This is a genomic window from Pseudotabrizicola sp., assembly GCF_030656345.1.
Lineage (GTDB): Bacteria > Pseudomonadota > Alphaproteobacteria > Rhodobacterales > Rhodobacteraceae > Pseudotabrizicola.
Window position 1 is genome coordinate 53,937 of the sequence record NZ_JAUSNR010000007.1, and the last position, 23,655, is coordinate 77,591.

At 63.3% G+C, this 23,655-nt stretch carries 22 protein-coding genes and 1 pseudogene; 15 read left to right on the forward strand and 8 right to left on the reverse strand.

The features are described 5' to 3' along the window. Window positions 1-9 precede the first annotated feature (9 nt). Together Q7J44_RS03345 and Q7J44_RS03350 are read right to left on the reverse strand one after the other, a co-directional pair. Entirely contained in the window at window positions 10-1,305 is a 1,296-nt protein-coding gene (locus Q7J44_RS03345; RefSeq protein ID WP_304877069.1) for a homoserine dehydrogenase, read from the reverse strand. 90 nt (window positions 1,306-1,395) lie between these two features. Further along, entirely contained in the window at window positions 1,396-1,665 is a 270-nt protein-coding gene (locus tag Q7J44_RS03350; protein WP_304876976.1) for a hypothetical protein, read from the reverse strand. Window positions 1,666-1,830: 165 nt separating this feature from the next. On the opposite strand from Q7J44_RS03350, the gene Q7J44_RS03355 reads away from it, so the two are divergent. Then, window positions 1,831-2,319: a hypothetical protein gene (locus tag Q7J44_RS03355; RefSeq protein WP_304876978.1), complete on the forward strand. Its 489-nt coding sequence runs from the start codon at window positions 1,831-1,833 to the stop codon at window positions 2,317-2,319. An 18-nt stretch (window positions 2,320-2,337) separates the two neighbouring features. On the opposite strand, the gene Q7J44_RS03360 is transcribed toward Q7J44_RS03355, so the two are convergent. From Q7J44_RS03360 to Q7J44_RS03370, 3 genes are read right to left on the reverse strand one after another with little or no spacing between them, the layout of a single operon-like run. After that, complete coding sequence (locus Q7J44_RS03360) at window positions 2,338-2,958, reverse strand: TadE/TadG family type IV pilus assembly protein (protein WP_304876979.1); 621 nt, start codon at window positions 2,956-2,958, stop codon at window positions 2,338-2,340. 20 nt (window positions 2,959-2,978) lie between these two features. After that, window positions 2,979-3,515 carry a TadE/TadG family type IV pilus assembly protein gene (locus Q7J44_RS03365; protein ID WP_304876981.1) on the reverse strand — a complete coding sequence of 179 codons (537 nt, stop codon included), beginning with the start codon at window positions 3,513-3,515 and terminating at the stop codon, window positions 2,979-2,981. Then, window positions 3,512-5,212, reverse strand: coding sequence for a VWA domain-containing protein (locus tag Q7J44_RS03370; RefSeq protein WP_304876983.1), 1,701 nt, complete (start codon window positions 5,210-5,212; stop codon window positions 3,512-3,514). The genes Q7J44_RS03365 and Q7J44_RS03370 overlap by 4 nt, the downstream gene beginning before the upstream one ends. Before the next feature lie 356 nt (window positions 5,213-5,568). Here Q7J44_RS03370 and Q7J44_RS03375 point away from each other — a divergent pair, with 356 nt between their 5' ends. The 5 genes from Q7J44_RS03375 to Q7J44_RS03395 all read left to right on the forward strand — a co-directional run bounded on the left by Q7J44_RS03375 (window position 5,569) and on the right by Q7J44_RS03395 (window position 12,270). After that, on the forward strand, window positions 5,569-6,999 hold the full coding sequence (locus Q7J44_RS03375; protein ID WP_304876985.1) for a Glu/Leu/Phe/Val dehydrogenase: 1,431 nt from the start codon (window positions 5,569-5,571) through the stop codon (window positions 6,997-6,999). A 114-nt stretch (window positions 7,000-7,113) separates the two neighbouring features. Beyond that, on the forward strand, window positions 7,114-8,364 hold the full coding sequence (locus tag Q7J44_RS03380) for a sarcosine oxidase subunit beta family protein (protein WP_304876986.1): 1,251 nt from the start codon (window positions 7,114-7,116) through the stop codon (window positions 8,362-8,364). A 189-nt stretch (window positions 8,365-8,553) separates the two neighbouring features. After that, complete coding sequence (locus tag Q7J44_RS03385) at window positions 8,554-8,832, forward strand: sarcosine oxidase subunit delta (RefSeq protein WP_304876988.1); 279 nt, start codon at window positions 8,554-8,556, stop codon at window positions 8,830-8,832. Continuing rightward, a complete protein-coding gene (locus Q7J44_RS03390) occupies window positions 8,829-11,747 on the forward strand; it encodes a sarcosine oxidase subunit alpha family protein (protein ID WP_304876989.1) in 2,919 nt (972 codons plus the stop codon). Before Q7J44_RS03385 ends, Q7J44_RS03390 begins: the two co-directional genes overlap by 4 nt. Beyond that, window positions 11,740-12,270, forward strand: a complete 531-nt coding sequence (locus tag Q7J44_RS03395; RefSeq protein ID WP_304876990.1) for a sarcosine oxidase subunit gamma — start codon at window positions 11,740-11,742, stop codon at window positions 12,268-12,270. The genes Q7J44_RS03390 and Q7J44_RS03395 overlap by 8 nt, the downstream gene beginning before the upstream one ends. 111 nt (window positions 12,271-12,381) lie before the next feature. On the opposite strand, the gene Q7J44_RS03400 is transcribed toward Q7J44_RS03395, so the two are convergent. Continuing rightward, a complete protein-coding gene (locus Q7J44_RS03400) occupies window positions 12,382-12,810 on the reverse strand; it encodes a VOC family protein (protein WP_304876991.1) in 429 nt (142 codons plus the stop codon). Window positions 12,811-13,072: 262 nt separating this feature from the next. Between Q7J44_RS03400 and thyX the strand changes: the two genes are divergently transcribed. The 3 genes from thyX (at window position 13,073) to parA (ending at window position 15,701) form a co-directional block, all read left to right on the forward strand. Continuing rightward, entirely contained in the window at window positions 13,073-13,978 is a 906-nt protein-coding gene (thyX, locus tag Q7J44_RS03405; RefSeq protein WP_304876993.1) for an FAD-dependent thymidylate synthase, read from the forward strand. Between the two features lie 95 nt (window positions 13,979-14,073). Then, window positions 14,074-14,910, forward strand: coding sequence for an HNH endonuclease (locus tag Q7J44_RS03410; protein ID WP_304876994.1), 837 nt, complete (start codon window positions 14,074-14,076; stop codon window positions 14,908-14,910). Window positions 14,911-15,074: 164 nt separating this feature from the next. Then, window positions 15,075-15,701, forward strand: coding sequence for a ParA family partition ATPase (gene parA / locus Q7J44_RS03415; protein WP_304876995.1), 627 nt, complete (start codon window positions 15,075-15,077; stop codon window positions 15,699-15,701). Window positions 15,702-15,735: 34 nt separating this feature from the next. On the opposite strand, the gene Q7J44_RS03420 is transcribed toward parA, so the two are convergent. Continuing rightward, window positions 15,736-15,981 (reverse strand): hypothetical protein, encoded by a 246-nt coding sequence (locus Q7J44_RS03420; RefSeq protein ID WP_304876996.1) that lies wholly within the window; start codon window positions 15,979-15,981, stop codon window positions 15,736-15,738. Window positions 15,982-16,104: 123 nt separating this feature from the next. On the opposite strand from Q7J44_RS03420, the gene Q7J44_RS03425 reads away from it, so the two are divergent. Then, complete coding sequence (locus tag Q7J44_RS03425) at window positions 16,105-16,674, forward strand: hypothetical protein (RefSeq protein ID WP_304876997.1); 570 nt, start codon at window positions 16,105-16,107, stop codon at window positions 16,672-16,674. 11 nt (window positions 16,675-16,685) lie between these two features. On the opposite strand, the gene uvrB is transcribed toward Q7J44_RS03425, so the two are convergent. Continuing rightward, window positions 16,686-18,866 carry an excinuclease ABC subunit UvrB gene (gene uvrB, locus Q7J44_RS03430; RefSeq protein WP_304876999.1) on the reverse strand — a complete coding sequence of 727 codons (2,181 nt, stop codon included), beginning with the start codon at window positions 18,864-18,866 and terminating at the stop codon, window positions 16,686-16,688. 339 nt (window positions 18,867-19,205) lie between these two features. Here uvrB and Q7J44_RS03435 point away from each other — a divergent pair, with 339 nt between their 5' ends. From Q7J44_RS03435 to Q7J44_RS03455, 5 genes and pseudogenes are all read left to right on the forward strand, one after another. After that, window positions 19,206-19,517 (forward strand): ETC complex I subunit, encoded by a 312-nt coding sequence (locus Q7J44_RS03435; RefSeq protein WP_304877000.1) that lies wholly within the window; start codon window positions 19,206-19,208, stop codon window positions 19,515-19,517. A 293-nt stretch (window positions 19,518-19,810) separates the two neighbouring features. Continuing rightward, window positions 19,811-19,978: pseudogene (locus Q7J44_RS03440) on the forward strand (IS5/IS1182 family transposase); the annotation flags it as partial. A gap of 269 nt (window positions 19,979-20,247) precedes the next feature. After that, window positions 20,248-21,510, forward strand: coding sequence for an ABC transporter substrate-binding protein (locus Q7J44_RS03445; RefSeq protein ID WP_304877002.1), 1,263 nt, complete (start codon window positions 20,248-20,250; stop codon window positions 21,508-21,510). Window positions 21,511-21,609: 99 nt separating this feature from the next. Beyond that, the gene (locus tag Q7J44_RS03450) at window positions 21,610-22,698 is read left to right on the forward strand and encodes an iron-containing alcohol dehydrogenase (protein WP_304877004.1); all 1,089 of its coding nucleotides are present in this window, start codon (window positions 21,610-21,612) and stop codon (window positions 22,696-22,698) included. A gap of 94 nt (window positions 22,699-22,792) precedes the next feature. Next, window positions 22,793-23,632, forward strand: coding sequence for a helix-turn-helix domain-containing protein (locus tag Q7J44_RS03455; protein WP_304877006.1), 840 nt, complete (start codon window positions 22,793-22,795; stop codon window positions 23,630-23,632). Window positions 23,633-23,655: the final 23 nt, after the last annotated feature.

Genomic DNA, 23,655 nt, shown 5'->3' on the forward strand with positions numbered 1-23,655 from the left:
CTGCCCCGGTCAGACCTCTTCGATGCGGATGGCGACGGGGGCGCCGATCAGCACGCCGGTGTGGCCGAACTGGGCCAGTGCGAAGGCCACATCGGCGGGCTGCGCCTTGTGGGTCACGATCAGCACCGTCGCCTTGTTATCCGCCTCGTTCGGCTGGTTCAGCTGGCGCATCTGGTCGATGGAGATCCCCGCCTCTCCCAACGCGGTGGCGATCTTGGCCAATGCGCCGGGTTTGTCGAGCAAGGTCATGCGCAGGTAATAGGGGGCGGGTGTGGCCGATTTTGCGGCGACCGGCGTGGCGAGGGACGCCGCTGGGCGGCCAAAGGTCGACAGACGTGTGCCGCGCGCGATGTCGATGACATCGGCCATCACCGCGCTGGCGGTCGGGCCTTCGCCGGCACCGGCACCGCGCATCACGATCTGGCCGACGCTGTCGCCTTCAAGCACCACCATATTTGTGCCGCCCTGCAACTGGCCCAGCGGGCTGTCGGCGGGGACAAGGCAGGGCGTCATGCGCTGTTCCAGACCGCGCCCTGTCATCTGCGCCACGCCCAGCAGCTTGATGTGATAGCCCATGTCATCGGCAAGGTTGATGTCTTCGATCGAGACATTGCCGATGCCTTCGAGTTCCACCTTGTCAAAGCTGACTTTGGTGCCAAAGGCGATGGCGGCCAGCAGCGACAGTTTGTGGCCCGCGTCGATGCCGCCGACATCGAGGTTGGGGTCTGCCTCCAAGTAGCCCAGCTGCCGCGCCTCTTCGAACACGGTTTCATACGGCAAGCCGGAGGCTTGCATCCGGGTCAGGATATAGTTGCAGGTGCCGTTCATCACGCCCATGACACGGCGCATCTGGTTGCCGGCCAGACCTTCGGTCAGCACCTTGATGACCGGGATGCCGCCTGCGACCGCAGCCTCGAACCGGATCACCCGGCCCTGCGCCTCGGCGGCCACGGCAAGCGCGTGGCCGTGATGCGCCAGCAGGGCCTTGTTGGCGGTGACCACATCCTTGCCCGCCGCGATGGCGGCTTCGGTTGCCAGACGGGCCGGCCCTTCATGGCCGCCCATCACCTCGACAAACACGTCGATGTCATCGCGTTGTGCCAGCGCCAACGGGTCGGTTTCCCATGGATAATTGGACAGGTCAGCATCGCGGTTCTTTTGCGGATCGCGGGCCGAGACGGCGGTGATCACCACCGGGCGGCCGGCGCGGGCAGAGATCAGATCGGCGTGGCCCTGCACGATTTTGACCACACCGATTCCGACGGTTCCCAGACCGGCAAGACCAATGCGCAGGGGGGCGGTCAGGGAGGGGGCGGTCATGGGGGCAACTCCGTATCAGCGTGTGCAGCGGTCTTAGCCTGCCTGCCGGGCCAAGGCAACGCGGCGCGGGTGTGGCTATTGGCTGCGCAGGGCGGCGGCGCGGGCGCGCAGGCGGGCGGCGCGGGCGTTGACAGGGTCGATGGCCCCGGCACCGCTGCCCACCGCATCGGCCTGCGCCAGAATGCCGCCCAGCGGCACCAGAACCGGGGGTGGGGCTGTGGTCTGGGTGTTGGTGCGGGCCGCGATATCGGGCAAGGGGGCGCAGGCCGTGACCGCAAGGCCGATCAGGCCCGCAAGCAGGGCGCGGGGGGTACGGCGGGGGCGCGGTTGGGCAAGCGGCATCATCGGGCAATCCATGTCAGCCAGAGCGGCTGGGTTGCGCCGACCCTAGGCCGGTCCAGCGGGACGGGCAAGGGGGCGGGGTGGGGACGCGCGCCGGCGCAAGCCCCTATCGCTGCGGCAAGCGCTGCTTTATGGCTGCGGGTCAGAGTGCCAACCCCGGAGCCGCCGATGCCTGACACAAGCGCTGAAATCCTGCCCGTGCTTGCCGAATTGCGCCCGTCGCCGCCGCGCCGGGTGGTGGGGGTGGTCCTTCTGGCGGTGCTGGGGGCGTCGCTGGTATATCTGGCGCTGACCTATCCGGCGGCGGCGATCGGCTGGACGGTGTTCCTGCTGGGCTTTGGCGCGGCCTGTCTGTGGCTGTCGGTGCGGATGTGGCAGTCGACCGGGCAGGGCCTGATGCTGACCCGCGCGGCGCTGAGCGATCACCACGGGGTGGTGCTGGCGCGGGTGGATCAGATCCGCGCCGTGCGCCGGGGGGTGTTTGCGTTCAAGCCGGCGGGGGGGTTTACGCTGTTGCTGGCAGAAGCGGCCCCGCGTGGCTGGGCACCGGGGCTGTGGTGGCGGCTGGGCCGGTCAGTGGGGGTGGGCGGCGTCACCCACCGGCACGAGGCGCGCTATATGGCCGAGGTGCTAAACGCGATGATCCGCAAGGAGTGAGGGGGCTTTGCCTGCGGATCAGCTGCAGGCGTAGCCGCGCAGGCAGATTTTCGACATGAAGCGCGGCCGGGTCACGACAACATGGTACATGCGGTCCAGATCGAGTGCCTGCATCGCCCAGTTGGTCAGGCTGAACATCGGTTCAAACTCGACCGTCGCCTCGACCACGATCAGCGCATCGCCATCATACATGATCGGAAGATGGCTTTGAATCGTCGACAGAGTGGCGGTGGTCAGCCGCGGGATGGTGGTGGTGCTGGAGCGCGACCACAGCACCCGGTAGCCGTTGGTATCGTCGAAAAAGATGCTGGTGACCCGGGTGTTGGTCGGCAGTGTGTCGCCCATCATGTATTGCATGGTGCCGAACATGCCGTTCACATACGCCTCTGGCACGCCTTGCAGATCCTGATTGCGGGTCAACAGGTCAGACACCGAATAGGCGGCCTTTTGCGAGCGGTTGATCACATCAAAGGCATCCCAATAGGTGAAGGTGCCCAGGATGCAGAACAGGTACAGCGGCAGCATCATCAGCATTTCGACCGAGGCGACGCCGTGTTCGTCGCGGGCAAAACCGCGCATGCGCGAGCAGAGCCGGGCGCGAAGGCGGGTCAACGCTGCTGTTACAAGTGTGGGGCGCATCGTAGGTATCTCTCTGATCCTTAAGACGGTTCGTTGACGAAGCTGGAAATGGCGGCGATGCCGATGCCGCCGGTGCTGTCTTTTTTCAGCGTGCGGCCGAACATCGTGTTCGGCAGCAGCACCGGAATGATGATGCAGGCGCGCACCAGCATCAGTTCCTGCTGACGGCCGGGTGAGAAGGTGACGACGGGCTGGATATTCTCGTCGTTGTTGACGCAGGTGACCGGGGTCTGCGGCATTGCCCAGGTGGTGGTGTTGACTGGTTGCAGTTCGATCATCATCTGGTCTTCGCAGTTGCCGATCATGACAGTGCGGCTGCAGATCGCGGTCTTCAGCTTGTCGGCGGTCGGCTCGTCGACCAGTCCCAGCCGCAGCTCGCGGATCGACAGGTCCAGCGCGTGATCCAGCATGACCGATTTGATCGAGATGATCCCCAGCTCTGCCGCCCAGAAGAACAGGCCCAGATACAGCGGGAAGAACAGGGCGAATTCCACCGAGGCGAGGCCGCGTTCGTCCTTGCGGAACCGGCGGAAGTGGGTGCGGATGCGGCGGGTCATTGGGTCAGTTTCAGCTGGCTGATGTTGGTGGCAATGGAGCGGAAGGCGGTGCTGATCTCCAGCCCGCTGGCGTTGAAGTAATGCGCGGGCGAGCTGGCACATTTCTCGATCTCGGCGCGGCCGTTGGACGGGGCCTCAAACGCAATGCCATAGATCATCACATTGCGCGCGCCGGCCAGAGTGCAGACCTGTTGCAGCTGGGTGTTCATGGTGCCGGTGGGGGTCTGGGTGCGCATGAGGTTCATCCGGGCCGCCTGTGTGCCGCCGATGGCCCGAACGTAAAGCTGCTGCGCGACCCAGGACATGCGCAAGTTGTTTTCACTGGATGACCACATGCTTTGCCACGTTTGTCTCGTGGATCCGCTGTAGGTGGTTGTTGTCGCACTATAGCAAGCGGAGCTGGACGGCGTGGAGCCGTTCCAGGGCCGGGAATGCCAGGCGTTCAGATGCGGCACGTAGAACGGGCGGCTGTTGCACAGCTTGGTAGATGTTGACGCGTCAACCTTGGTCGAATGAAAGATCGAATACTGGTTGACCGAATTGGCGCGCCAGATCGGCGAGTCGCCGTGGCGGTAGTCTGCGGTCACCCGCTCTTCGGCGAAGTGTTCGCCATCGGTCATCAGCACGATGATTTTCATCGCATCTTCTGCGGTGTAGTCAAACGGCCGGTCGCTGAAATACGACGGCGTGTGCCCGGCCGCCACCAGCCCGGTGTACAGCCCTCTGGCCGACGGGTCGAGCAGGGCCATGCCCCATTTCATCCCGGCGTTGATCGAGGTGGCACCGATGGCGGTCAGGTTCGATATATGGCTTTTCAGCTGGGTCTTGTTGTTGGTCGGCGCGCGGATCACGTTGACCTTTGAGGGCGGGCACCAGCGGTTGCCGGTGTCCACCACTGCGTTGCTGTGGGTGGGGGCGATGTAGCTGCCGGTGGTGGTGCTTGAATAGGTGTCGGCATGGGCGGTGACCGGCATCGGCGTGGTGCGCGACAGGGTCAGGCTGTTGTAGGTCGAGGCGGGCAGGTCAAAGCAATTGACGTCTTCGACCCCATGATCGTCTTCGGCGTTGAACAGGTCCTGCATATACTGCGGCAGGTTTACTTGACCGTTGTACGGCACGATCCCGATCGAGACCCGGTTCTCGAAATCCTGATCAAGCACAGTGTCAATAAACTCACGCGCCGCCGATTTCAGGTTGGTCAGCTTGCTGCCGGCCATCGAGCCGGACACGTCAAGCACCAGCATGATTTCAATGTTGTTGATGCGCTGTTCGGCCTGCGATGCGCCTGCCGCGCTCAGCCCTTGGCCGTTGGTCAGGTCATAAAGGTTCATGAAAACCGGGTTTACGAGGGTTGCTGCCTCGGCCCGCACGGTCGAGCCGTTGAAGGTCCGCTCATACTGCACCATTTTCAGGTTGTCGCTCAGCCCGGCCTTGGCGAAATAATCGCGCACCACGTCTTCGGCCTCCAGCTCCTGCGTCAGCGAGGCGGCGGCCAGTGTGGCGCGGTCCAGCGTCTGTTGCTGCTTGGTGCGGACCGTTTCAAAATGGATGATATCCACCCCGATCCCGGCCAGCGTCAGCATCAGCGTCAGCATGACAACGGTGAAAGCGATGATATGGCCGTCCTCGTTCCTGACGAAGCGGGTCACCTGGCGGCGCGAAAGTCTTTTGGCAGCACTCAACATTCTGTGGCCCATCTCAATGTCCCTGAACGCCATGTCTCCGCCCCCACGGGGACCTGGCTGGCATAATCTGGACATAGAAAGCCTATGCAGCGCGGCAAAATTGTGGCGCTGGCCCGCGACAGGGTGTTGCACCGGGGTCGCAGGAAACGATGGCGGGAAAAGTGGCGGAATTGTCGTCCGTATCGCAACACAAGGACCGCCAAAGCAGTCTGCCACAGCTTTGATTTCGCCGTCCAGCGCGATGTCAGAGCGATTCGATTCGCTTTTTCATCACTTCGCAGCGACGTTTTGCGGTGAACTGTTCACAAACAGCCGTTAGGTTGGGGCCGGGTGCGGGTATTCGCGCCCTGCCTGACAGGAGGAATGGCATGACCAGAGATGGTGAACTCAGCTTTCGGGACTCGGTAGATCTGATGTTCAACCGCGCCGTGCGGCTGATGGATCTGAGCCCCGGGTTGGAACAGAAAATCCGGGTCTGCAATTCGACCTATACCGTGCGGTTCGGCGTGCGTCTGCGCGGCAAGATCGAGACGTTTACCGGCTATCGGTCAGTCCATTCCGAACATATGGAGCCGGTCAAGGGCGGCATCCGCTATGCCCTGTCGGTCAACCAGAACGAGGTTGAGGCGCTGGCCGCGCTGATGACCTACAAATGCGCGCTGGTGGAAACGCCGTTCGGCGGGTCCAAGGGCGGCCTTTGCATCGATCCGCGCGCGTGGGACGAGCACGAGCTGGAACTGATCACCCGGCGTTTCGCCTATGAGCTGATCAAGCGCGACCTGATCCACCCGGCACAGAACGTGCCCGCGCCCGACATGGGCACGGGCGAGCGCGAAATGGCCTGGATCGCCGACCAGTACAAACGGATGAACACCACTGACATCAACGGCAATGCCTGCGTGACCGGCAAGCCGACCTATGCGGGCGGCATTCAGGGCCGGGTCGAGGCGACGGGGCGCGGCGTGCAATACGCGCTGCAGGAATTCTTCCGCCACCCCGAAGACAAGGCCAAGGCAGGCCTGACCGGCGGGCTGCAAGGCAAGCGTGTGATCGTGCAGGGGCTGGGCAATGTGGGCTATCACGCCGCCAAGTTCCTGTCGGAAGAAGACGGCTGCATCATCACCGCCATCATCGAACGCGACGGCGCGCTGCAATGCGACACCGGGCTGAACGTCGAAGAGGTGCACCAGTGGATGGCCAAGCAGGGCACGATTCAGGGCTACCCCTCGGCCGCCTTTGTCGAAGACGGCACCTATCTGCTGGAAGCCGACTGTGACATCCTGATCCCCGCCGCGATGGAGGGGGTGATCCACAAGGACAATGCCGCCAATATCAAGGCCCCGCTGATCATCGAGGCCGCGAATGGCCCGGTGACCTTTGGCGCGGATGAGATTCTGCGGACCAAAGGCGTGGTGATCATTCCGGATATGTATGCCAATGCCGGTGGTGTGACGGTGTCATATTTCGAATGGGTCAAGAACCTGTCGCACATCCGCTTTGGCCGGATGCAGCGCCGCGCCGAAGAGGCGCGGTCGCGCCTGCTGGTCGAAGAGCTGGAGCGGTTGTCGGCCGATCAGGATCTGGGCTGGACGCTGGCCCCGGGGTTCAAGGACAAGTTCCTGACCGGTTCGGACGAGCTTGCACTGGTACGCTCGGGTCTGGAAGACACGATGCGCACCGCCTATCAGGCGATGCGCAAGGTCTGGCACGAACGCGATGACGTCGATGATCTGCGCACGGCGGCCTATATCGTGTCGATCAGCCGGGTGGCGACGGCGTACCGCTCCAAAGCCTTGTAGCCTGATATGGCCATCTGCGACAAAGCGTGTCGCAGATGGCATTGGCTTTGGCGGCGAACCTTGATTATCTGGCGCAGACCCGGTTGACTGCCGCAGGTCAGGGAAAGGTCTGCCATGCGCTATTCGGGTTTCAGGGTGATCGCTCAGGGTCTGGCTGGCAACACCGGGTGGAAACCGGCGTGGCGCGATCCGGCCCCCAAGGCCGAATATGATGCGCTGATCATCGGCGGCGGCGGGCATGGGCTGGCGACCGCCTATTATCTGGCAAAAAACCATGGGCTGACCAATATTGCGGTGCTGGAAAAGGGCTACCTGGGGTCCGGCAATATCGGGCGCAATACCACGATTGTGCGGGCGAATTACTTTTTGCCCGGCAATTCGGAATTCTACAGCCATTCCCTGAAACTGTGGGAGGGGCTGGAGGCGGACCTGAACTACAACGTGATGCACAGCCAGCGCGGGCTGATCAACCTGTTCCATTCCGACGGGCAGCGCGATGCCTTTGCCCGGCGTGGAAATGCGATGATCAATCAGGGCGATGATGCGGTGCTCTTGGACCGCGAGGGCGTGCGCGAGCTGCTGCCCTATCTTGATTTCGACAACACCCGGTTCCCGATCTACGGCGGGCTGCTGCATCCGCGCGGCGGCACGGCCCGGCATGATGCGGTTGCCTGGGGCTATGCCCGCGCGGCGGACCGGCGCGGGGTGGATCTGATCCAGAATTGCGAAGTGACCGGGATTGATATCGCTGATGGCCGGGTCACGGGCGTGCAGACCACGCGCGGGGCGATCCGGGCGAAAAAGGTCGGTATGGTGGTCGCGGGCCGGTCGGGCCAGGTGGCGGCGATGGCGGGGATGCGGCTGCCGATTGAATCACACGTGCTGCAGGCTTTTGTCACCGAAGGGCTGAAGCCGGTGATCGACCATGTGATCAGCTTTGGCATGGGACATTTCTACATCAGCCAGTCCGACAAGGGCGGTCTGGTGTTCGGCGGCGATCTGGATTTCTACGCGTCCTATGCCGCGCGTGGCAACCTGCCGATGGTGGAACATGTGATGGAGGCCGGCATGACGCTGATGCCGATGATCGGCCGCGCCCGCGTGCTGCGGTCCTGGGGCGGGATCATGGACATGACACCGGACGGATCACCCATCATCGACAAAACGCATGTCGACGGGTTGTTCATTGACGCCGGATGGAACTACGGCGGGTTCAAGGCGGTGCCGGCGAGCGGCTATTGCATGGCGCATCTGATGGCGACGGGGGAAAGCCATGCCGTTGCCGCGAAGTTCCGGCTGAACCGATTTGCAACGGGGCATCTTCTTGACGAAGAAGGCACCGGCAGCCAGCACAATCTGCATTGAGGGCGTGATGGGTCTGACCGCTTGTTCCCCTGCTCTGGCACCGGATGCCTCCGGCGGGAGTATTTCAGAAAGGTGCAAATCGCACAGGGAGCTCTTTGCATTGCAGCTTTTAAAAATACTCCGGGGTGAGGCCGCAGGCCGGGGGGCATCGCCCCTGACGACGCTGACCATAAAGAGAGGCTTTTCAAGATGCGCCTGACCTGCCCGCTGTGCGGACCGCGTGACCGGCGGGAGTTCTATTATTATGGGGCGGCGGAGTATCTGAACCGGCCCGCCGCTGATGCTGCGCCGGAAGCCTGGGATGACCATCTGCACAACCGCGACAACCCTGCCGGGGTGACGCAGGATCTTTGGTATCATGAACAGGGGTGCTGTTCCTGGCTGAAGGTCACCCGCAATACGGTGACGCATGAGATTCTGGCGGTGGAAAGTGTTGCCGGTGACAGCACCGCAGGGGGTGGGGCATGAGGATTGATGGCAAGGGCCGGATCGACCGGACGCGGCCCGTCACCTTCAGCTTCGACGGGCGCAGCTATGCCGGGTACAAGGGTGATACGCTGGCCTCGGCCCTGATGGCCAATGATGTGCGGGTGGTGGGGCGCAGTTTCAAGTATCACCGCCCGCGCGGGATTTTGACCGCCGGGTCGGAAGAACCCAACGCGCTGGTCGAGATTGTCGGCCCCGCCAACCAGACCCCGAACACGCGGGCGACCGTGCAGGAGCTGTTTGAGGGGCTGGTGGCGCGCAGCCAGAACCGTTGGCCATCTTTGCGCTTTGACGCGCTGGAGGTGAATGATCTGGCCGCGCCTTTGCTGTCGGCGGGGTTCTATTACAAGACCTTCATGTGGCCGCGCCGGTTCTGGGAAGGTATTTATGAGCCGCTGATCCGCCGGGCGGCGGGCTTGGGCAGCCTGTCGGGGCACCATGATGAGGGCGTCTATGAAAAGGCCTGGGCGCATTGTGATTTGCTGGTGATCGGGGCGGGGCCTGCGGGGCTGATGGCGGCGCTGACGGCCGCGCGCGCCGGGGCGGATGTTATCCTGGCTGACGAGTCATCCGAGCCGGGGGGGCGGTTGCTGGCGGATGACGGCGTGATCGGCGATCTGCCCGCCGCGGGCTGGGTGGCCGGGGTGCTGGCCGAACTGGCCAGCCTGCCCAATGTGCGGGTGATGACGCGCACCACGGTGACCGGGGCCTATGATGACGGCACTTACGGTGCGCTGGAGCGTGTGGGGCTGCACCGCCGCCCGCGCCCGAACCTGCCGCGCGAATGTTTCTGGCGGATCGTGGCCAAACGGTCAGTGCTGACGACGGGGGCTCTGGAGCGCGGGATTGCGTTTGAGGGCAATGACCGGCCGGGCGTGATGCTGGCATCGAGCCTGCCCGCCTATCTGAACCGCTATGGCGTGGTGCCGGGGCAGCGGGTGACGCTGTTTGGCAATAATGACAGCCTGCGCGGCGTCGCCCGCAGCCTGATGGCGGCGGGGGTGACGGTGGCGGCGATCATCGATCCGCGCGAGGATGCGCCGGACGAGCCGGGAACCACGGTACACAAGGGCGCGCAGGTGACGCGCGCCCGGGGCCGGATGGGCCTGCGCGAGGTTGTGGTGCGTGTGGGGGAGCGTGAGATTACGGTTGAGACGGATTGTCTGGGGGTATCAGGCGGCTGGAACCCGACGCTGCACCTGACCTGCCATCTGAACGGGCGGCCACGCTGGTCGGAAGAGTTGGCAGCCTTTGTGCCGGTTGATGGCGCTGTGCCGGGGATGCTGGTGGCCGGGGCGGCGAATGGCAGCTTTTCCACCCATGGCTGTCTGGCGGCGGGGGCAGAGGCGGCGCGGGCTAGTCTTGAAGCGCTGGGCCGGTCGGTCGCGGCGGCGGATCTTCCGCAGGCCGAGGATGCGCCCTACCGCATTGCACCTTTGTGGGCGGTGCCGGGCAAGGGGCGTGCCTGGCTCGATTTTGCCAATGATGTGACGGTCAAGGATGTGGCCCTGTCGGCGCAGGAGGGGTTCCGCAGCGTTGAGCATATGAAGCGCTATACCACGCAAGGCATGGCACCGGATCAGGGGAAAAACTCCAACGTGGCGGCGCTGGCGGTGCTGGCGGATGCCACCGGGCGCGGCATTGCCCAGACCGGGACCACAACCTTCCGCCCGCCCTTTGCGCCGGTGTCGATTGCCGCGCTGGGGGCCGGGGGGCGCGGCGCGGGGTTTGCGCCGCAGCGGTTCCTGACCAGCGATCAGGCCAGCCGCGACCGGGGCGCACCGATGGTGGAGGCGGGGCTGTGGTACCGGCCCGGTTATTTCCCCAAACCGGGGGAGACGACGTGGCGCGAGTCCTGTGACCGTGAGGTGCGCATGGTGCGGGCGTCGGTCGGGGTGACAGATGTCTCGACCTTGGGCAAGATCGACATTCAGGGGCCGGATGCCGGGCGGTTTCTGGATTTCGTCTATACCAACACCCTGTCCTCCCTGCCGGTCGGCAAGGTGCGTTATGGGCTGATGCTGCGCGAGGATGGGCATGTGCTGGATGACGGCACCTGTGCGCGGCTGGGGGAAGACCATTGGCTGATGACCACCACCACTGCCGCCGCCGGGCTGGTGATGCGGCATCTGGATTTTGTGAGCCAGGCGTTTTGCGCCGGGTGGCAGGTGCGCTTTGTGTCGGTGACGGAAAGCTGGGCACAGTTTGCCGTGGCCGGGCCGCTGGCGCGGGATATGGTGACATCCGCCCTTGGCCATGCGCCTGACCTGCCATTCATGGGCTGCGCGCCGGTGGTGGTGCAAGGCGTGGCGGGGCGGTTGTTCCGCATCTCCTTCTCCGGCGAGGAGGGGTATGAGCTGGCCGTGCCCACCCGCTATGGCGAGGCGCTGTTCCGAGACCTGACGGCGCGGGCCGAAACCATGGGTGGCGGGCTCTATGGGATGGAGGCGCTGAATGTGCTGCGGATCGAGAAAGGGTTCATCACCCATGCCGAGATCCATGGCCGCACCACCGCCTTTGACATCGGTATGGAAAAGATGATCAGCGGCAAGAAAGACTGTATCGGCAAGGCGTCGGCGGCGCGCCCCGGCATGACCGGGCCTCTGCGCGAGCAGATGGTGGGGCTGATGCCGCTGACCGATACCGTGCTGACGGCGGGGGCGCATCTGTTTGCCCAAGGCGCGGAGCTGACGCGCGAAGGCTCGGCGGGTTATGTCACATCCGTGGGCTATTCGCCGACCCAGCAAAGCCATCTGGCGCTGGGGTTCCTGAGGAATGGCCGCGCCCGCATGGGTGAAACGGTGCGGCTGGTCGACCGGCTGCGCGGGGTGGACGTGCTGTGCCGGGTGAGCGACCCGGTGTTTCATGATCCCAAGGGGGAGAAGCTGCGTGCCTGACCTGATTGCCAAACCCGCGCTGGGCGCGGCCCCGGTGACCCATGCCGGCACCACGCTGGCAGAAGCAGCGATGCCGCAGATGACGTCGATCGCGCCCTGGCCGGGGCACGCGGCGGCGGTAGGGCTGGCACTGGGGATGGCGTTTCCGGCCCCGAATTGCATGACCGAAGCCGGGCGCGCAAGGCTGGTCTGGGCCGGGCGCGACATGGCCTTTCTGATCGGTGAGGTGCCGCCCGATGGTCTGCCCGCAGCGGTGACGGATCAGGCTGACGGCTGGGCCGCGCTGCACCTGTCGGGCGTGCGGGCTGTGGAGGTGCTGGCGCGGCTGGTGCCGCTGGATCTGCGCGACATGCGGCGGGGGCAGGCGTTGCGCACCGCGCTCAACCACCTGCCGCTGCTCCTGATTGCCGAAGGGGAGGGGGCGTTTACGCTGCTGACCTTCCGCTCAATGGCGCGGACCGCATGGCATGAGGTTGAAGATGCGATGGTGAAGGTTGCGGCAAGGGTGGCGCTGACCCCATAAACTTTCGCGGTGGTAGGTGGCAGGAGCGCGCCGCGCTCTCTATGCTTTGCAGCTTTCACAAATACTCCCGGGGGTCCGGGGGCAGGCAGCCCCCGGGGGTGGCCGCAGGGCCTACCAGTGGCCGGTATTTTCCATGCTGACCCAGGGCTCTGCGTGGGCCAGCGCCTCACCCTTCTGCAGCAGTTCGACCGAGATGTTGTCGGGGCTGCGGACAAAGGCCATGCGGCCGTCGCGCGGCGGACGGTTGATCACCACGCCATTGGCCTGCAAATGGGCGCAGGTGGCGTAGATGTCGTCCACCTCATAGGCCAGATGGCCGAAATGGCGGCTGTCCGAGGGCAGGCCATCATCGCCGTCCCAGTTATAGGTCAGCTCGACCGGGCATTCCGGCTGGCCGGGGGGGGCCATGAAGATCAGCGAGAACCGCCCGGTTTCGCTTTCATGACGGCGGGTTTCTTCCAGCCCGAGCAGGCGGTAAAACGCCATCGACGCCTCCAGATCCAGAACCCGGACCATGGTGTGCAGGTATTTCAAAGCCATCGCAATTTCTCCTTGTACTTCCGCACCTATCTTAACGCGGTTGCCGGGAAAGGCGAGGGGCGCGGTGGCCGCTGTTCCTGTGCCGATACCCCAGCCCCCGCCTTTGCGTCGCCCCCGCCTTTGTATCAATGAATCCATGCCCCTGCAGGATGACCTGCAACAGAATGGACGCGCACCCTTGCGAGGGTTCCCCAACCTCTCGTATCCTGCGCGCCAATACGACCCACATCTTGTGAACGCCCGGATTCGAAAGGCCACCCCTATGCCGCTGTCCCCTGATCAGATCGCTGAAATCGAAGCCGCGCGCAGCACCCCGCGCCAGACCCTGCGGGCGGTGTCCGACGGGATGGAGGCGCATCTCTACCGCGCGCATGAGGTGCTGGACCACGGCTTCATCCGGGTCATCGACTATATGGGCGATGACGCGGCCATCGTGCAGGCCGCACGCGTCAGCTATGGCGCGGGCACCAAGCATGTGTCGAATGACGAAGGGCTGATCCGTTACCTGATGCGGCACTGGCATTCGACCCCGTTCGAGATGTGCGAAATCAAGCTGCACGTCAAACTGCCGGTCTTTGTCGCCCGCCAGTGGATCAGGCACCGCACCGCCAACGTCAACGAATACTCCGCGCGCTATTCGATTCTGGACCGCGAATTCTACATCCCCGCCCCCGACCAGCTGGCCGCGCAAAGCACGGTCAACAATCAGGGGCGCGGGGCTGTGCTGGAGGGCGAGGAGGCCGCCCGGGTGCTGGAGATCCTGAAACGCGACGCGGGGCAGGCGTTTGACAGCTACGAGTCGATGCTGAGTCAGGACGGCCAGCAGGGGCTGGCGCGCGAACTGGCGCGGATGAACCTGCCGATGAACACCTATACCCAATGGTATTGGAAAACCGACCTGCACAACCTGTTCCACTTCCTGCGCCTGCGCGCCGACGCCCATGCGCAATATGAAATCCGGGTGTTCGCCGACGCGATTGCGGCTTGTGTGAAGGACTGGGTGCCTTTGGCCTTCGCCGCGTTCGAAGATTACCGGATGGGCGGGGTGACGTTGAGTGCGAAGGCGGTGGAGGTGTTGAAGCGGCGGCTGGCGGGCGAAGTCGTGGGCCAGCCGGAGAGCGGGATGAGCAAGGGGGAATGGCGGGAGTTTGAGGGGGTTTGGGGGTGAGTTGCGGCCCCGGCATCGCGGGGGCGAAAGCGATCAAGCGAAGCGTTTTCAGCGGCTCGCAATTCTGTGCGCCGTTGGTTGTAGGATAGGTGCAAATGAAGCTGGAGATCACACAGGTAAGTCTTTCAACTTCAGATTTGTACTATATCTGCCAGATGGTAGATCAGGTAACGAGTGATCCATTTGGCTGGCTGAGACATATTGAAGACTTCGCTGGAGATATGTCCTGCTCACGACTGTTAAACAGCTTCCCCAAATGGACTCCCTTGCATGAGTTCATCGAGTTTGTAGTTTTGAGTGTAGCGCATGAAGATGCTATTTTAACTGCCGATGATTTTCTTGTTTCTGAGGGAGATCCAATCGAAAAGGCGCGCCGAGGTAAAATTCCTTGGATCGATACGCTTCTTGCATCAAACGGCTTCCAGCACTCGTATCGCAAGTATGTTTCTTCAGGCGGGGAAGAGTCATTTCAAGACTACTTGGACGAGATGGGGCTTGCTGGCCCGCTCGACGAACTATTGTACGGCGTGTCTCGGCAAGTCTTCCATGTTCTGTTCCAGAATCGAAAGGTGCTGCGGAACTTTGGTGAAATGATGGTACATTACGTTGCTAGTACTGGCCTTTCCCTTTATCCTGATAGCTACACTGAGCGTGGAGCGCTTAAAAGAGCTCGGCCACCAGTTTGGGCGCGAAATGCAGTGTTTCATAGAGACAAAGGATGCTGTGTGGTTTGTGGAACTGATTTAACCAAATTGATTAATCAGCGAACTCAACTCCATTTTGATCACATCATTCCTCTTGTTTCAGGTGGAATGAATGACATAACCAACCTTCAATTGCTTTGCTCTTCGTGCAATTTGTCAAAGGGAGGCCGCAACCGGAACACAAGTTTTCGTGTGGATGAGTGGTATTCCATTGAGGACGAGGAGTAACGTGACGGCTTCACCCCACCATCCTTCCCCACCTCGAGCACCATCCATCCGCCGCATCGGCGGGGTGAACCCCGCCCTACGCATGGTGCAAATGGCGCGCCCAACCTCCCCCTATCCCCCTAACCCGAATCGCCCTATGCTGCAGCGCAGAAACGGGGGTCCCTATGGGTCAGGTCATCACGGTTGCGCAGCAGAAGGGTGGGTCGGGCAAGACCACGCTTTCGGTCAATCTGGCGGTGGAGCTGGTGCGGCGGGGGGTGTCGGTGGCGTTGCTCGACACCGATCCGCAAGGCTCACTTGGCCGCTGGTTCATGGCGCGGCGCGACCGGCTGGGTGATCCGGGGATGGATCTGTCGACCGCTTCTGCCTGGGGCGTGGGCTATGAATGTGAAAAGCTGCGCAAAACCCATGACGTCGTGATCATCGACACGCCACCCAAGATCGACGCCGATCTGCGGCCCAGCTTGCGCGAGGCGTCACTCGTGCTGATCCCGGTCTCGGCCAGCCATGTCGATCTGTGGGCGACCGACGGGGTGCTTGATCTGGCCGCGCGCGAAAGCCGACCCGTCATGATCGTGCTAAACCGCTGCAAGGCGGGCACGCGGCTGGGGGAAGAGGTGGCCAATGCCGCCGGCGATCTGGCCGAGGTGGCAAGCGCGCGGCTGGGCCAGCGGGTCGGCTATGCCGAGACGATGGGCAACGGGCTGGCCGTGGCGGAGGTGGGCAAATCGCCCGCTGCGGGCGAGATTGCAGCGCTGGCCACGGAAGTGATGGCGCGGCTTCAGTCCTGAAGCGTCTTGGCCTGAGGCGATTTGGCCTGAGCCTTCAGTCCTGAGGCGTTTCGCCCTGAGGTTTGCCGGGGTTCACCGGCGGCTGATCCGACGGCGCATCCGGCCCGCGCACGATCAGCACCCAGAAGGCAAAGGCACCCAGCGCGGCCGAGATCAGGCCCCAGCCGGTGCTGCCATTCACAAACTCCACCGCCGCCCAGACCACGGGGACCAGCGCGGACAGCCAGCGCACCAACGGTCTGGCAAAGAACGGGTGATTGGGGTCGAGGAACTTTTTCATGCGCGCCTTTCCGGTGTTGTGATGGAGGTAGCGATTAAGTCCGCGCAATCCAACCCCTGAATGCCGTGAAATCTGCGCGAAGGTGCCGTTATGTTGCCCAGATCAAAGCGTCAGGCTGGTGGCATGCGTGTGCCCTTTATCCTCTTCGTGCTCTCTTTTCTGGCAGCTCTGGCGGGGCTGTGGCTGACCGGCGCGTGGGATGCCCCGCCGGTGCTGCTGGCGCTGCTGTCGGCCTTTGCCGCGATGATCCTGATGCTGCTGGCCAAGCCGGAAGCTGCGCCAAAGGTCCCGCCGCGCAGCATTGTCATCGACGGGTCCAACATCATGCACTGGAAGGATGACACCCCGCAGATGGCCACGCTGCGCGAGGTGGTGGGTTTGCTGAGCGATCAGGGGTATCAGCCCGGCGTGGTGTTCGATGCCAATGCCGGATACAAGCTGACGGGCCGCTATATGGACGACCGCCCGCTGGCGCGCGCGCTTGGCCTGCCCGCCGACCGGGTGCTGGTGGTGCCGAAGGGCGAGGCGGCGGACCCGGTGATCCTGACCGTGGCGCGCGAGCTGGGGGCGTCGGTGCTGAGCAACGACCGCTTTCGCGACTGGGCCGCGGATTTTCCCGAAGTGGCGCAGCCGGGTTACGTGCGGCGCGGTGGCTATCGCGACGGGGTGCTGTGGATGGACACCGCGCGCTAACAAACGGCGCGCTAACGCTTGCGCCGTTTGACGCCGCCGCGCTGGCCGGGGCGGCCTGCGGTGGACCGGCCCGCCATTTTCTGCGCCTCATCCACCGCATCCTCGATCACCGATTGCCGGGCCATCGGGTCATCGTGGACCGCCAGCTCTACCGCTTCCAGCCGCTTGACCTCATCGCGCAGGCGGGCGGCCTCTTCAAACTCCAGGTTTTCGGCGGCCTTGCGCATCTGCAGGCGCAGGGCATCGAGGTGGGCGGCAAGGTTCTGGCCGACCATGGGCTTGCCGACCTTTGCGGTGACGCGGGCCATGTCGGTATCGCCCTGCCACAGGCCTTGCAGCACATCTTCAACGTTTTTCTTCACCGTCATCGGTGTGATGCCGTGTTCAAGGTTATAGGCGATCTGCTTGTCGCGGCGGCGGTTGGTTTCGCGCAAGGCCCGCTCCATGCTGCCGGTGACGCGGTCGGCATACATGATGACCCGGCCTTCGGAATTGCGCGCGGCACGCCCGATGGTTTGGATCAGCGAGGTTTCAGAGCGCAGGAAGCCTTCCTTATCCGCGTCCAAGATCGCCACCAGCCCGCATTCGGGGATATCGAGACCCTCACGCAGCAGGTTGATGCCGACCAGCACATCGAACGCGCCAAGGCGCAGGTCGCGCAGGATCTCGATCCGTTCGATGGTGTCGATGTCGGAGTGCATATAGCGGATGCGGATGCCCTGTTCGTGGAAATACTCGGTCAGGTCTTCGGCCATGCGTTTGGTCAACGTGGTGACCAGCACGCGCAGATCCTGAGCCGCCACTTTGCGGATTTCGTCCAGAAGGTCATCGACCTGCATCTCAACTGGGCGGATCTCGACCATGGGGTCGACCAGCCCGGTGGGGCGGATCACCTGTTCGGTGAAGACGCCGCCGGCCTGCTCCATCTCCCACGCTGCCGGTGTGGCACTGACGAACACCGATTGCGGGCGCATCGCATCCCATTCCTCGAACTTCAATGGCCGGTTGTCCATGCAGGATGGCAGTCGGAAGCCGTGTTCGGCCAGCGTCATCTTGCGCCGGAAGTCGCCCTTGTACATGCCGCCGATCTGCGGGACGGAAACGTGGGATTCGTCGGCAAACACGATGGCATTGTCGGGAATGAATTCGAACAGGGTCGGTGGCGGTTCGCCGGGGGCACGGCCTGTCAGGTAGCGCGAATAATTCTCGATGCCGTTGCAGACGCCGGTGGCTTCCAGCATTTCCAGATCGAAACTGGTGCGCTGTTCCAGCCGCTGCGCTTCCAGCAGCTTGCCCTCACTTACCAGCTGGTCCAGCCGCTGGCGCAGCTCCTTTTTGATGCCGATCACCGCCTGCTGCATCGTCGGGCGGGGGGTCACGTAATGGCTGTTGGCGTAGATACGGATCTGTTTGAAGCTGTCGGTTTTCGCCCCGGTCAGCGGATCGAATTCCACAATCGCCTCAAGCTCTTCGCCAAAGAAGCTGAAGCGCCATGCACGGTCATCAAGGTGGGCGGGCCAGACCTCAAGGCTGTCGCCGCGCACCCGGAAGCTGCCGCGCTGAAACGCCTGATCATTGCGGCGGTATTGCTGGGCCACCAGTTCGGCCATCACCTTGCGCTGGTCGTAGGACTCGCCCACCAGCAGATCCTGCGTCATCGCCGAATAGGTCTCGACCGAGCCGATACCGTAGATGCACGACACCGAGGCGACGATGATCACATCATCGCGCTCCAACAGCGCCCGCGTGGCCGAGTGGCGCATGCGGTCGATCTGTTCGTTGATCTGGGATTCCTTCTCGATATAGGTGTCAGAGCGGGCGACATAGGCTTCGGGCTGGTAGTAATCGTAATAGCTGACGAAGTATTCCACGGCATTTTCGGGAAAGAACCCCTTGAATTCGCCGTATAATTGCGCCGCGAGGGTCTTGTTGGGGGCAAGGATAATTGCCGGTCGCTGGGTTTCTTCGATGATCTTGGCCATGGTAAAGGTCTTGCCAGTGCCGGTGGCCCCCAGCAGCACCTGATTATGCTCGCCCGCCCGCACGCCTGCGGACAGTTCGGCAATCGCCGTCGGCTGGTCACCTGCAGGCTGAAACGGTGTGGACAGCACAAACCGCCGCCCGCCTTCCAGCTTTGGCCGGGTCAGCACCTCGGGGCGTTCGGTCAGGGCGTTGGCATTGTTGTGGGGCATGGCAGCTTTCCGGTCGGGACGATTCCTTGGCAAGGCCCCAATGTATTCCGTTTTTGTTCCCATAAAAGGGGGGTGGCACCGGAAGATTAACCCTCATTGCGGCAGGGTTAAGGTATGTGATTCAATTTTAGCGAAAACAAGCCGCAAGCTTGCATCTTTTGGTTGAAAGACGGGGGCGGCTTTGGCACAGTGATCCGGCAAGCAGCAAACTGAAGCTGTCGGTTGATCGCACCACACCCCACCCACACCCCGTGATCAGCCGACAGCGGCTTGCTTGGCCCTTGCGCCCTGTGGTGCTTTTCCTGCATATATCCCCTGTCTGTACCGGAGGTTTTCCCTATGCGCGCCCGCATCTATCAGCCCACCAAGACCGCGATGCAATCGGGCACCGCCAAGACCAAAGGCTGGGTGCTGGATTTCGCCCCCGCCTCGGCGCGGGAAGTTGATCCGCTGATGGGTTGGACCTCATCAGGTGACACGCAGGCACAGGTGGTGCTGCACTTTGACACGCTGGACGCGGCCGAAGCCTATGCGCAGGCCAAGGGCATCAACTATGACGTGCAACTGCCCAAGGCGCGCAAACCCCTGATCCGGGCGCGGGGCTATGGCGAGAACTTTGCCACCGACCGCCGTGGGGTCTGGACTCACTGACGTTTGTTGTAAATCGGGACATAGTTGCTGCCGTTTGGGGTAAGGTTTTGCCGGTTACGGGCAAAGGTTTTTAAGTCGTTATTTTTGTTGGGGCTGGATTCGGAAGTCGCTCTCGCACTGCAGGTGCATTTGAACGAGTGGCCAAACAGGCGTGCAGCGTCCGAAAGTTAGATCTGGCTGGGCGCGGTCTGCCCCGAGAACGGGCGAAAGTCAGGTGAAATCCTTGAATTTGCCTGGGACCGTGCCTCAACAAGGCAGCCTGCTGGGATATGGCGCACACTGATACCCCGGTCATCAGTCGCAACGGGCTGAGATGGTGTGACCCGCCTCGGGAGTATGGCCCGCCGAAGACCCTCTACAATCGCTGGAAGCGTTGGGGCGACATGGGCGTTTTCGCACGGATGAAGGGGCTAGCCTCCGAAGGCGGCGAAGAGAAGGTCGTCATGATCGACGCGACGTACCCGACGCGACCGTTGATCGGGAAGGCCGGATCACGCCCCAAGAGTTACACGTTCCGGGGGGCAAAGTGCCAAAAAATCAGACGCACGGATATGCCGGGCCACCCGTGATCATCGCTCGGCGAAGGGCGGGCGGGCAGGATGACCGGACGCAATCACTGGCCCGATGTCGCAAACCCTGCACCCACAAGCAGGGAGGGGAGCATACACCCGCACACATTGAGCCGATGCTACGGGCCTGCGTTGGCGGCCTTGTCTCAGGGAGGAATAACATGAAGCGACATATTATCGGAACCGTTTCGGCTGCGGCGCTGCTGCTGCCGGGGGCGGCATTTGCGCAGGACACAATCAAGGTCGGCATTCTTGTGGCATTGGAGGGTGCCTTTGCCGAAGGGGGTGCGGACGCTGTGCGCAACGTCGAACTGGCGCTGCAGCAGGCGGGTGGCATGGCCGGGGGCAAGACGATTGAAACCGTGATTGCGCCCACCGACACCACGCCTGACACCGCCGTCCGTCAGGCCCGCCGGCTGATTGAGCAGGATGGGGTGGATATCATCCTTGGCCCGCTGTCCGGATCGGAAGGCATCGCGATGCGCGACTATGCCAAGACCATTCCGGACAAGACGGTCATCAACGGCATCTCCGGCGCGCTGGAGACAACATGGGTTGACCCGGCACCGAACTTCTTCCGCTTCAATCTGGACGGGGCGCAATGGGGATCGGGCCTTGGGGCCTATGTGGTCAATGAAAAGGGCTGGAACCGGGTTGTGACGGTCGCGGCCGACTATTCGTTCGGCTACACCAACTTTCTCGGCTTTGCCGTCGACTTCTGCAAATCAGGCGGCGAAATTGTCGAAAAGTTTTGGGTACCGCTGGGCAGCAGCGACTTTGGCGGCGTGATCGCGGCCCTCCCGGATGATGTGGATGCCATCTATCTGGGGATGGGTGGCACGGATGCCATCAACTTCCTGAACCAGTTCGAACAGGCGGGTGCCGAGACCAATCTGATCGGCGGTTCGATCATGGCAGATGCCACGGTTCTGGGCTCGCGCGGGCGGGCAAAGGAGGCGCTGATCGGCACGCCGACTTCGGGTCCGCTGGCCAATGACAACCCCGATGAGGCGTGGCAGACCTATCTGCAGGCCTATCAGGAGGCCTTCCCTGAAAATGAGCGGCTCCCGACGCCTTCGCTGTTTGGCGTCGGCTACTACAATGCCACGCTGGCGATGATCGCGGGGCTGAACGCTGTGAACGGCGATATGGGCGAGGGTCAGGCGGCACTGCACGAGGCCTTGTCGTCGCTGTCGCTCGACACACCGCTGGGCAATGTGACGCTGAACGAAAACCGTCAGGCGACCGGGTCGGTCTTTGTGACCGAGGTGGTCGAGGGGGCCGATGGCAATCTGACCAGCACGTTCAAGGCCCGCACCGATGGTGTGACCCAGACGCTGGGCATGACGGCGGAAGAATTCACCGCCATGGGCCTGCCGTCGCGCGACAATCCGGATTGCACCGCATTGGGCGGGAAAGGCTGATCTGCCGCTGCTGCGACGACTTGTCCGGGCGACCTTCAGGCCGCCCGGCCATTTCAGCAAGGCCGGTCGCAGAAAGCGGTTCCCAAAAGGCCGCGTCCCATGTCCCTGATCACCTATCTCACGCGCATCCATTTTGCTGACCGCGTCCTGGAAGACGCGTTGTCAGAAGAATTGCGCATTCTTAAGGTCCACCGCCCTCTTGTGGTCACAGACGATTCGAGCGGGATCGAGGATGCTTATGACCGGCTGCAGGATGCCATGCCGCGCGGTTGCACGCCGAACCGGGTCGCCGTGACGGCGGCAACCGGGGCTGTCGCGCGGTCGCTTGCGTCAACGGTTCACGGTTTTGCCTGTGATGCGGTGCTGGCCCTTGGCGGCGCGGTGGCACTTGGTCTTGCCCGCCGCGTGGTGCAGGGTCTTCCGCACCGGCCGGGCGCGCCCGAATGGCCACTTATCACCATTCCGATGACGACCGAAACCGTGGGTCTCGGGCCGTTGCCGACCTCGCTGGCCGAGGCAGGGCCGCGTCTTGGGACCGGCAAGTCCCGGCGCGGTCCGGGCATGGTTCCGACCATGGTCCTTTGCGATCCGACGCTGACGCTGGGGGCCGGGCAAGAGGCAACGGCGGCGGCCGGCATGGATGCGCTGACCCATTGTATCGAGGCCTATCTGGGCGCGGGATGGAACCCGCCCGCCGATGGGATTGCGCTGGATGGTGTGCGCCGGGCGGCGGGGCATCTTGAGCGGGCTGTCAGCGATGGCAACGACCTGGGCGCGCGGCGTGAACTGCTGGCGACCGCCCTGAATGCCGGTCTGGTCACGCAAAAGGGGCTTGGCGCGGTACACGCACTGGCCTACGCTATCGAGGCAGAGACCGGATCGCCGTACCGGCACGGCTGGCTGCATGCGTCGATCCTGCCGCCGGTGCTCAAGTTCAACGCGCCCGCAGTCGGGGACCGCTACGATCTGGTGTTGCAGGCGATGGGTGCGCCGCCGGGGGCGTCTCTGTCCGATGCGCTGGCAGCGCTGGGGGCGCGGTTGTCGCTGCCGCTCTGCCTTGGCCCGATTGCCGCGGATGTCAGCCACCGTATTGCCCGCCGGGCCGAGGAAGACCCCGCCACACGCACCAATCCGCGCCACATCACGGCGGCAGATTATCAGCGGATGCTGGAAGGGGCTCAGCGATGAAAGGGGGCATCGCACCGCAAACAGGGTTGTTTAACTGCGTCGTTACCCTAAGCTTTAACGCGGACTGCATCGCAAGATTGCGGGAGGGAGGAGAATGAGTTCTGCACTCGCCGTGTTTCACGGGCCGTTCGGTCGTGTCTGCCTGTATGGTATGGACCGGTCGATGGTGCCTCATGCCCACCGCGAAGGGCATCTGATCTTTCATGTTCAGGGCCCCCCCAGCCAGGTGGTTGTCGAAGGGCGCACATTTCCGTTTTCGGCCGGGCAGGCGGTGGCGATCAGCCCCTGGCAGCCGCATTATTACCAGACGCTGGACCACAGCACGCCCACGCTCGCGCTGGTGTGTTATATCCGCCCTGCATGGTTTCTGGAAGCCAGCCGCCGGTCGACAGCATCGCTGCGCTTTGGCCGTGTGGGGATAGAGGTGACCGATCCGCTGGCAAGGCTGGTCTATGCCAACGCCCATGCAATGCTGGATGCCGAACACGACGATCCGTTCATCGAAGAGCGTCTGTGTGCGCTGACCCAAGGGTGTTTCGACCAGTCCTGGCAATGGACCGAGCGCGGGGCGGGGTTCGTCGGGCAAGACCTGCCGATGCGCGATTTTCGTGTGCGCAAGGCCATGCGCCTGTTCCGCGACCAGCTTGGCGAGCCGTTCGACATGGACGCCGTGGCGCGCGAGGTTGGTCTGTCCCGTCCCCATTTCTTCAAACTGTTCCGCCTGCAGATCGGCGTGACGCCGAACGTCTATCTGAACGCGCTGCGGATGGAGCATGCCATCGAGCGGCTGTCGGCAGGGCAGGCTGCCGTGGCCGAGATCGGGTTCGACCTGGGGTTTTCCAGCCAGGCGAGTTTTTCGCGGTTCTTCATCGCCAATGGGGTGGTGGCACCCAGCGCCTACCGGCGCAGCGTGCAGGTCTCTGCCGCCCTGTAACGGGCTGATCTTTTCCCGACACA

Excerpts from the sequence above, each read along its gene's own strand:
- Q7J44_RS03350 (WP_304876976.1), bottom strand. The coding sequence starts at position 1,665 with ATGATGCCGCTTGCCCAACCGCGCCCCCGCCGTACCCCCCGCGCCCTG.
- Q7J44_RS03355 (WP_304876978.1), top strand. The coding sequence starts at position 1,831 with ATGCCTGACACAAGCGCTGAAATCCTGCCCGTGCTTGCCGAATTGCGC.
- Q7J44_RS03360 (WP_304876979.1), bottom strand. The coding sequence starts at position 2,958 with ATGCGCCCCACACTTGTAACAGCAGCGTTGACCCGCCTTCGCGCCCGG.
- Q7J44_RS03365 (WP_304876981.1), bottom strand. The coding sequence starts at position 3,515 with ATGACCCGCCGCATCCGCACCCACTTCCGCCGGTTCCGCAAGGACGAA.
- Q7J44_RS03370 (WP_304876983.1), bottom strand. The coding sequence starts at position 5,212 with ATGGGCCACAGAATGTTGAGTGCTGCCAAAAGACTTTCGCGCCGCCAG.
- Q7J44_RS03375 (WP_304876985.1), top strand. The coding sequence starts at position 5,569 with ATGACCAGAGATGGTGAACTCAGCTTTCGGGACTCGGTAGATCTGATG.
- Q7J44_RS03380 (WP_304876986.1), top strand. The coding sequence starts at position 7,114 with ATGCGCTATTCGGGTTTCAGGGTGATCGCTCAGGGTCTGGCTGGCAAC.
- Q7J44_RS03385 (WP_304876988.1), top strand. The coding sequence starts at position 8,554 with ATGCGCCTGACCTGCCCGCTGTGCGGACCGCGTGACCGGCGGGAGTTC.
- Q7J44_RS03390 (WP_304876989.1), top strand. The coding sequence starts at position 8,829 with ATGAGGATTGATGGCAAGGGCCGGATCGACCGGACGCGGCCCGTCACC.
- Q7J44_RS03400 (WP_304876991.1), bottom strand. The coding sequence starts at position 12,810 with ATGGCTTTGAAATACCTGCACACCATGGTCCGGGTTCTGGATCTGGAG.
- thyX (WP_304876993.1), top strand. The coding sequence starts at position 13,073 with ATGCCGCTGTCCCCTGATCAGATCGCTGAAATCGAAGCCGCGCGCAGC.
- Q7J44_RS03410 (WP_304876994.1), top strand. The coding sequence starts at position 14,074 with ATGAAGCTGGAGATCACACAGGTAAGTCTTTCAACTTCAGATTTGTAC.
- parA (WP_304876995.1), top strand. The coding sequence starts at position 15,075 with ATGGGTCAGGTCATCACGGTTGCGCAGCAGAAGGGTGGGTCGGGCAAG.
- Q7J44_RS03420 (WP_304876996.1), bottom strand. The coding sequence starts at position 15,981 with ATGAAAAAGTTCCTCGACCCCAATCACCCGTTCTTTGCCAGACCGTTG.
- Q7J44_RS03425 (WP_304876997.1), top strand. The coding sequence starts at position 16,105 with ATGCGTGTGCCCTTTATCCTCTTCGTGCTCTCTTTTCTGGCAGCTCTG.
- uvrB (WP_304876999.1), bottom strand. The coding sequence starts at position 18,866 with ATGCCCCACAACAATGCCAACGCCCTGACCGAACGCCCCGAGGTGCTG.
- Q7J44_RS03435 (WP_304877000.1), top strand. The coding sequence starts at position 19,206 with ATGCGCGCCCGCATCTATCAGCCCACCAAGACCGCGATGCAATCGGGC.
- Q7J44_RS03445 (WP_304877002.1), top strand. The coding sequence starts at position 20,248 with ATGAAGCGACATATTATCGGAACCGTTTCGGCTGCGGCGCTGCTGCTG.
- Q7J44_RS03450 (WP_304877004.1), top strand. The coding sequence starts at position 21,610 with ATGTCCCTGATCACCTATCTCACGCGCATCCATTTTGCTGACCGCGTC.
- Q7J44_RS03455 (WP_304877006.1), top strand. The coding sequence starts at position 22,793 with ATGAGTTCTGCACTCGCCGTGTTTCACGGGCCGTTCGGTCGTGTCTGC.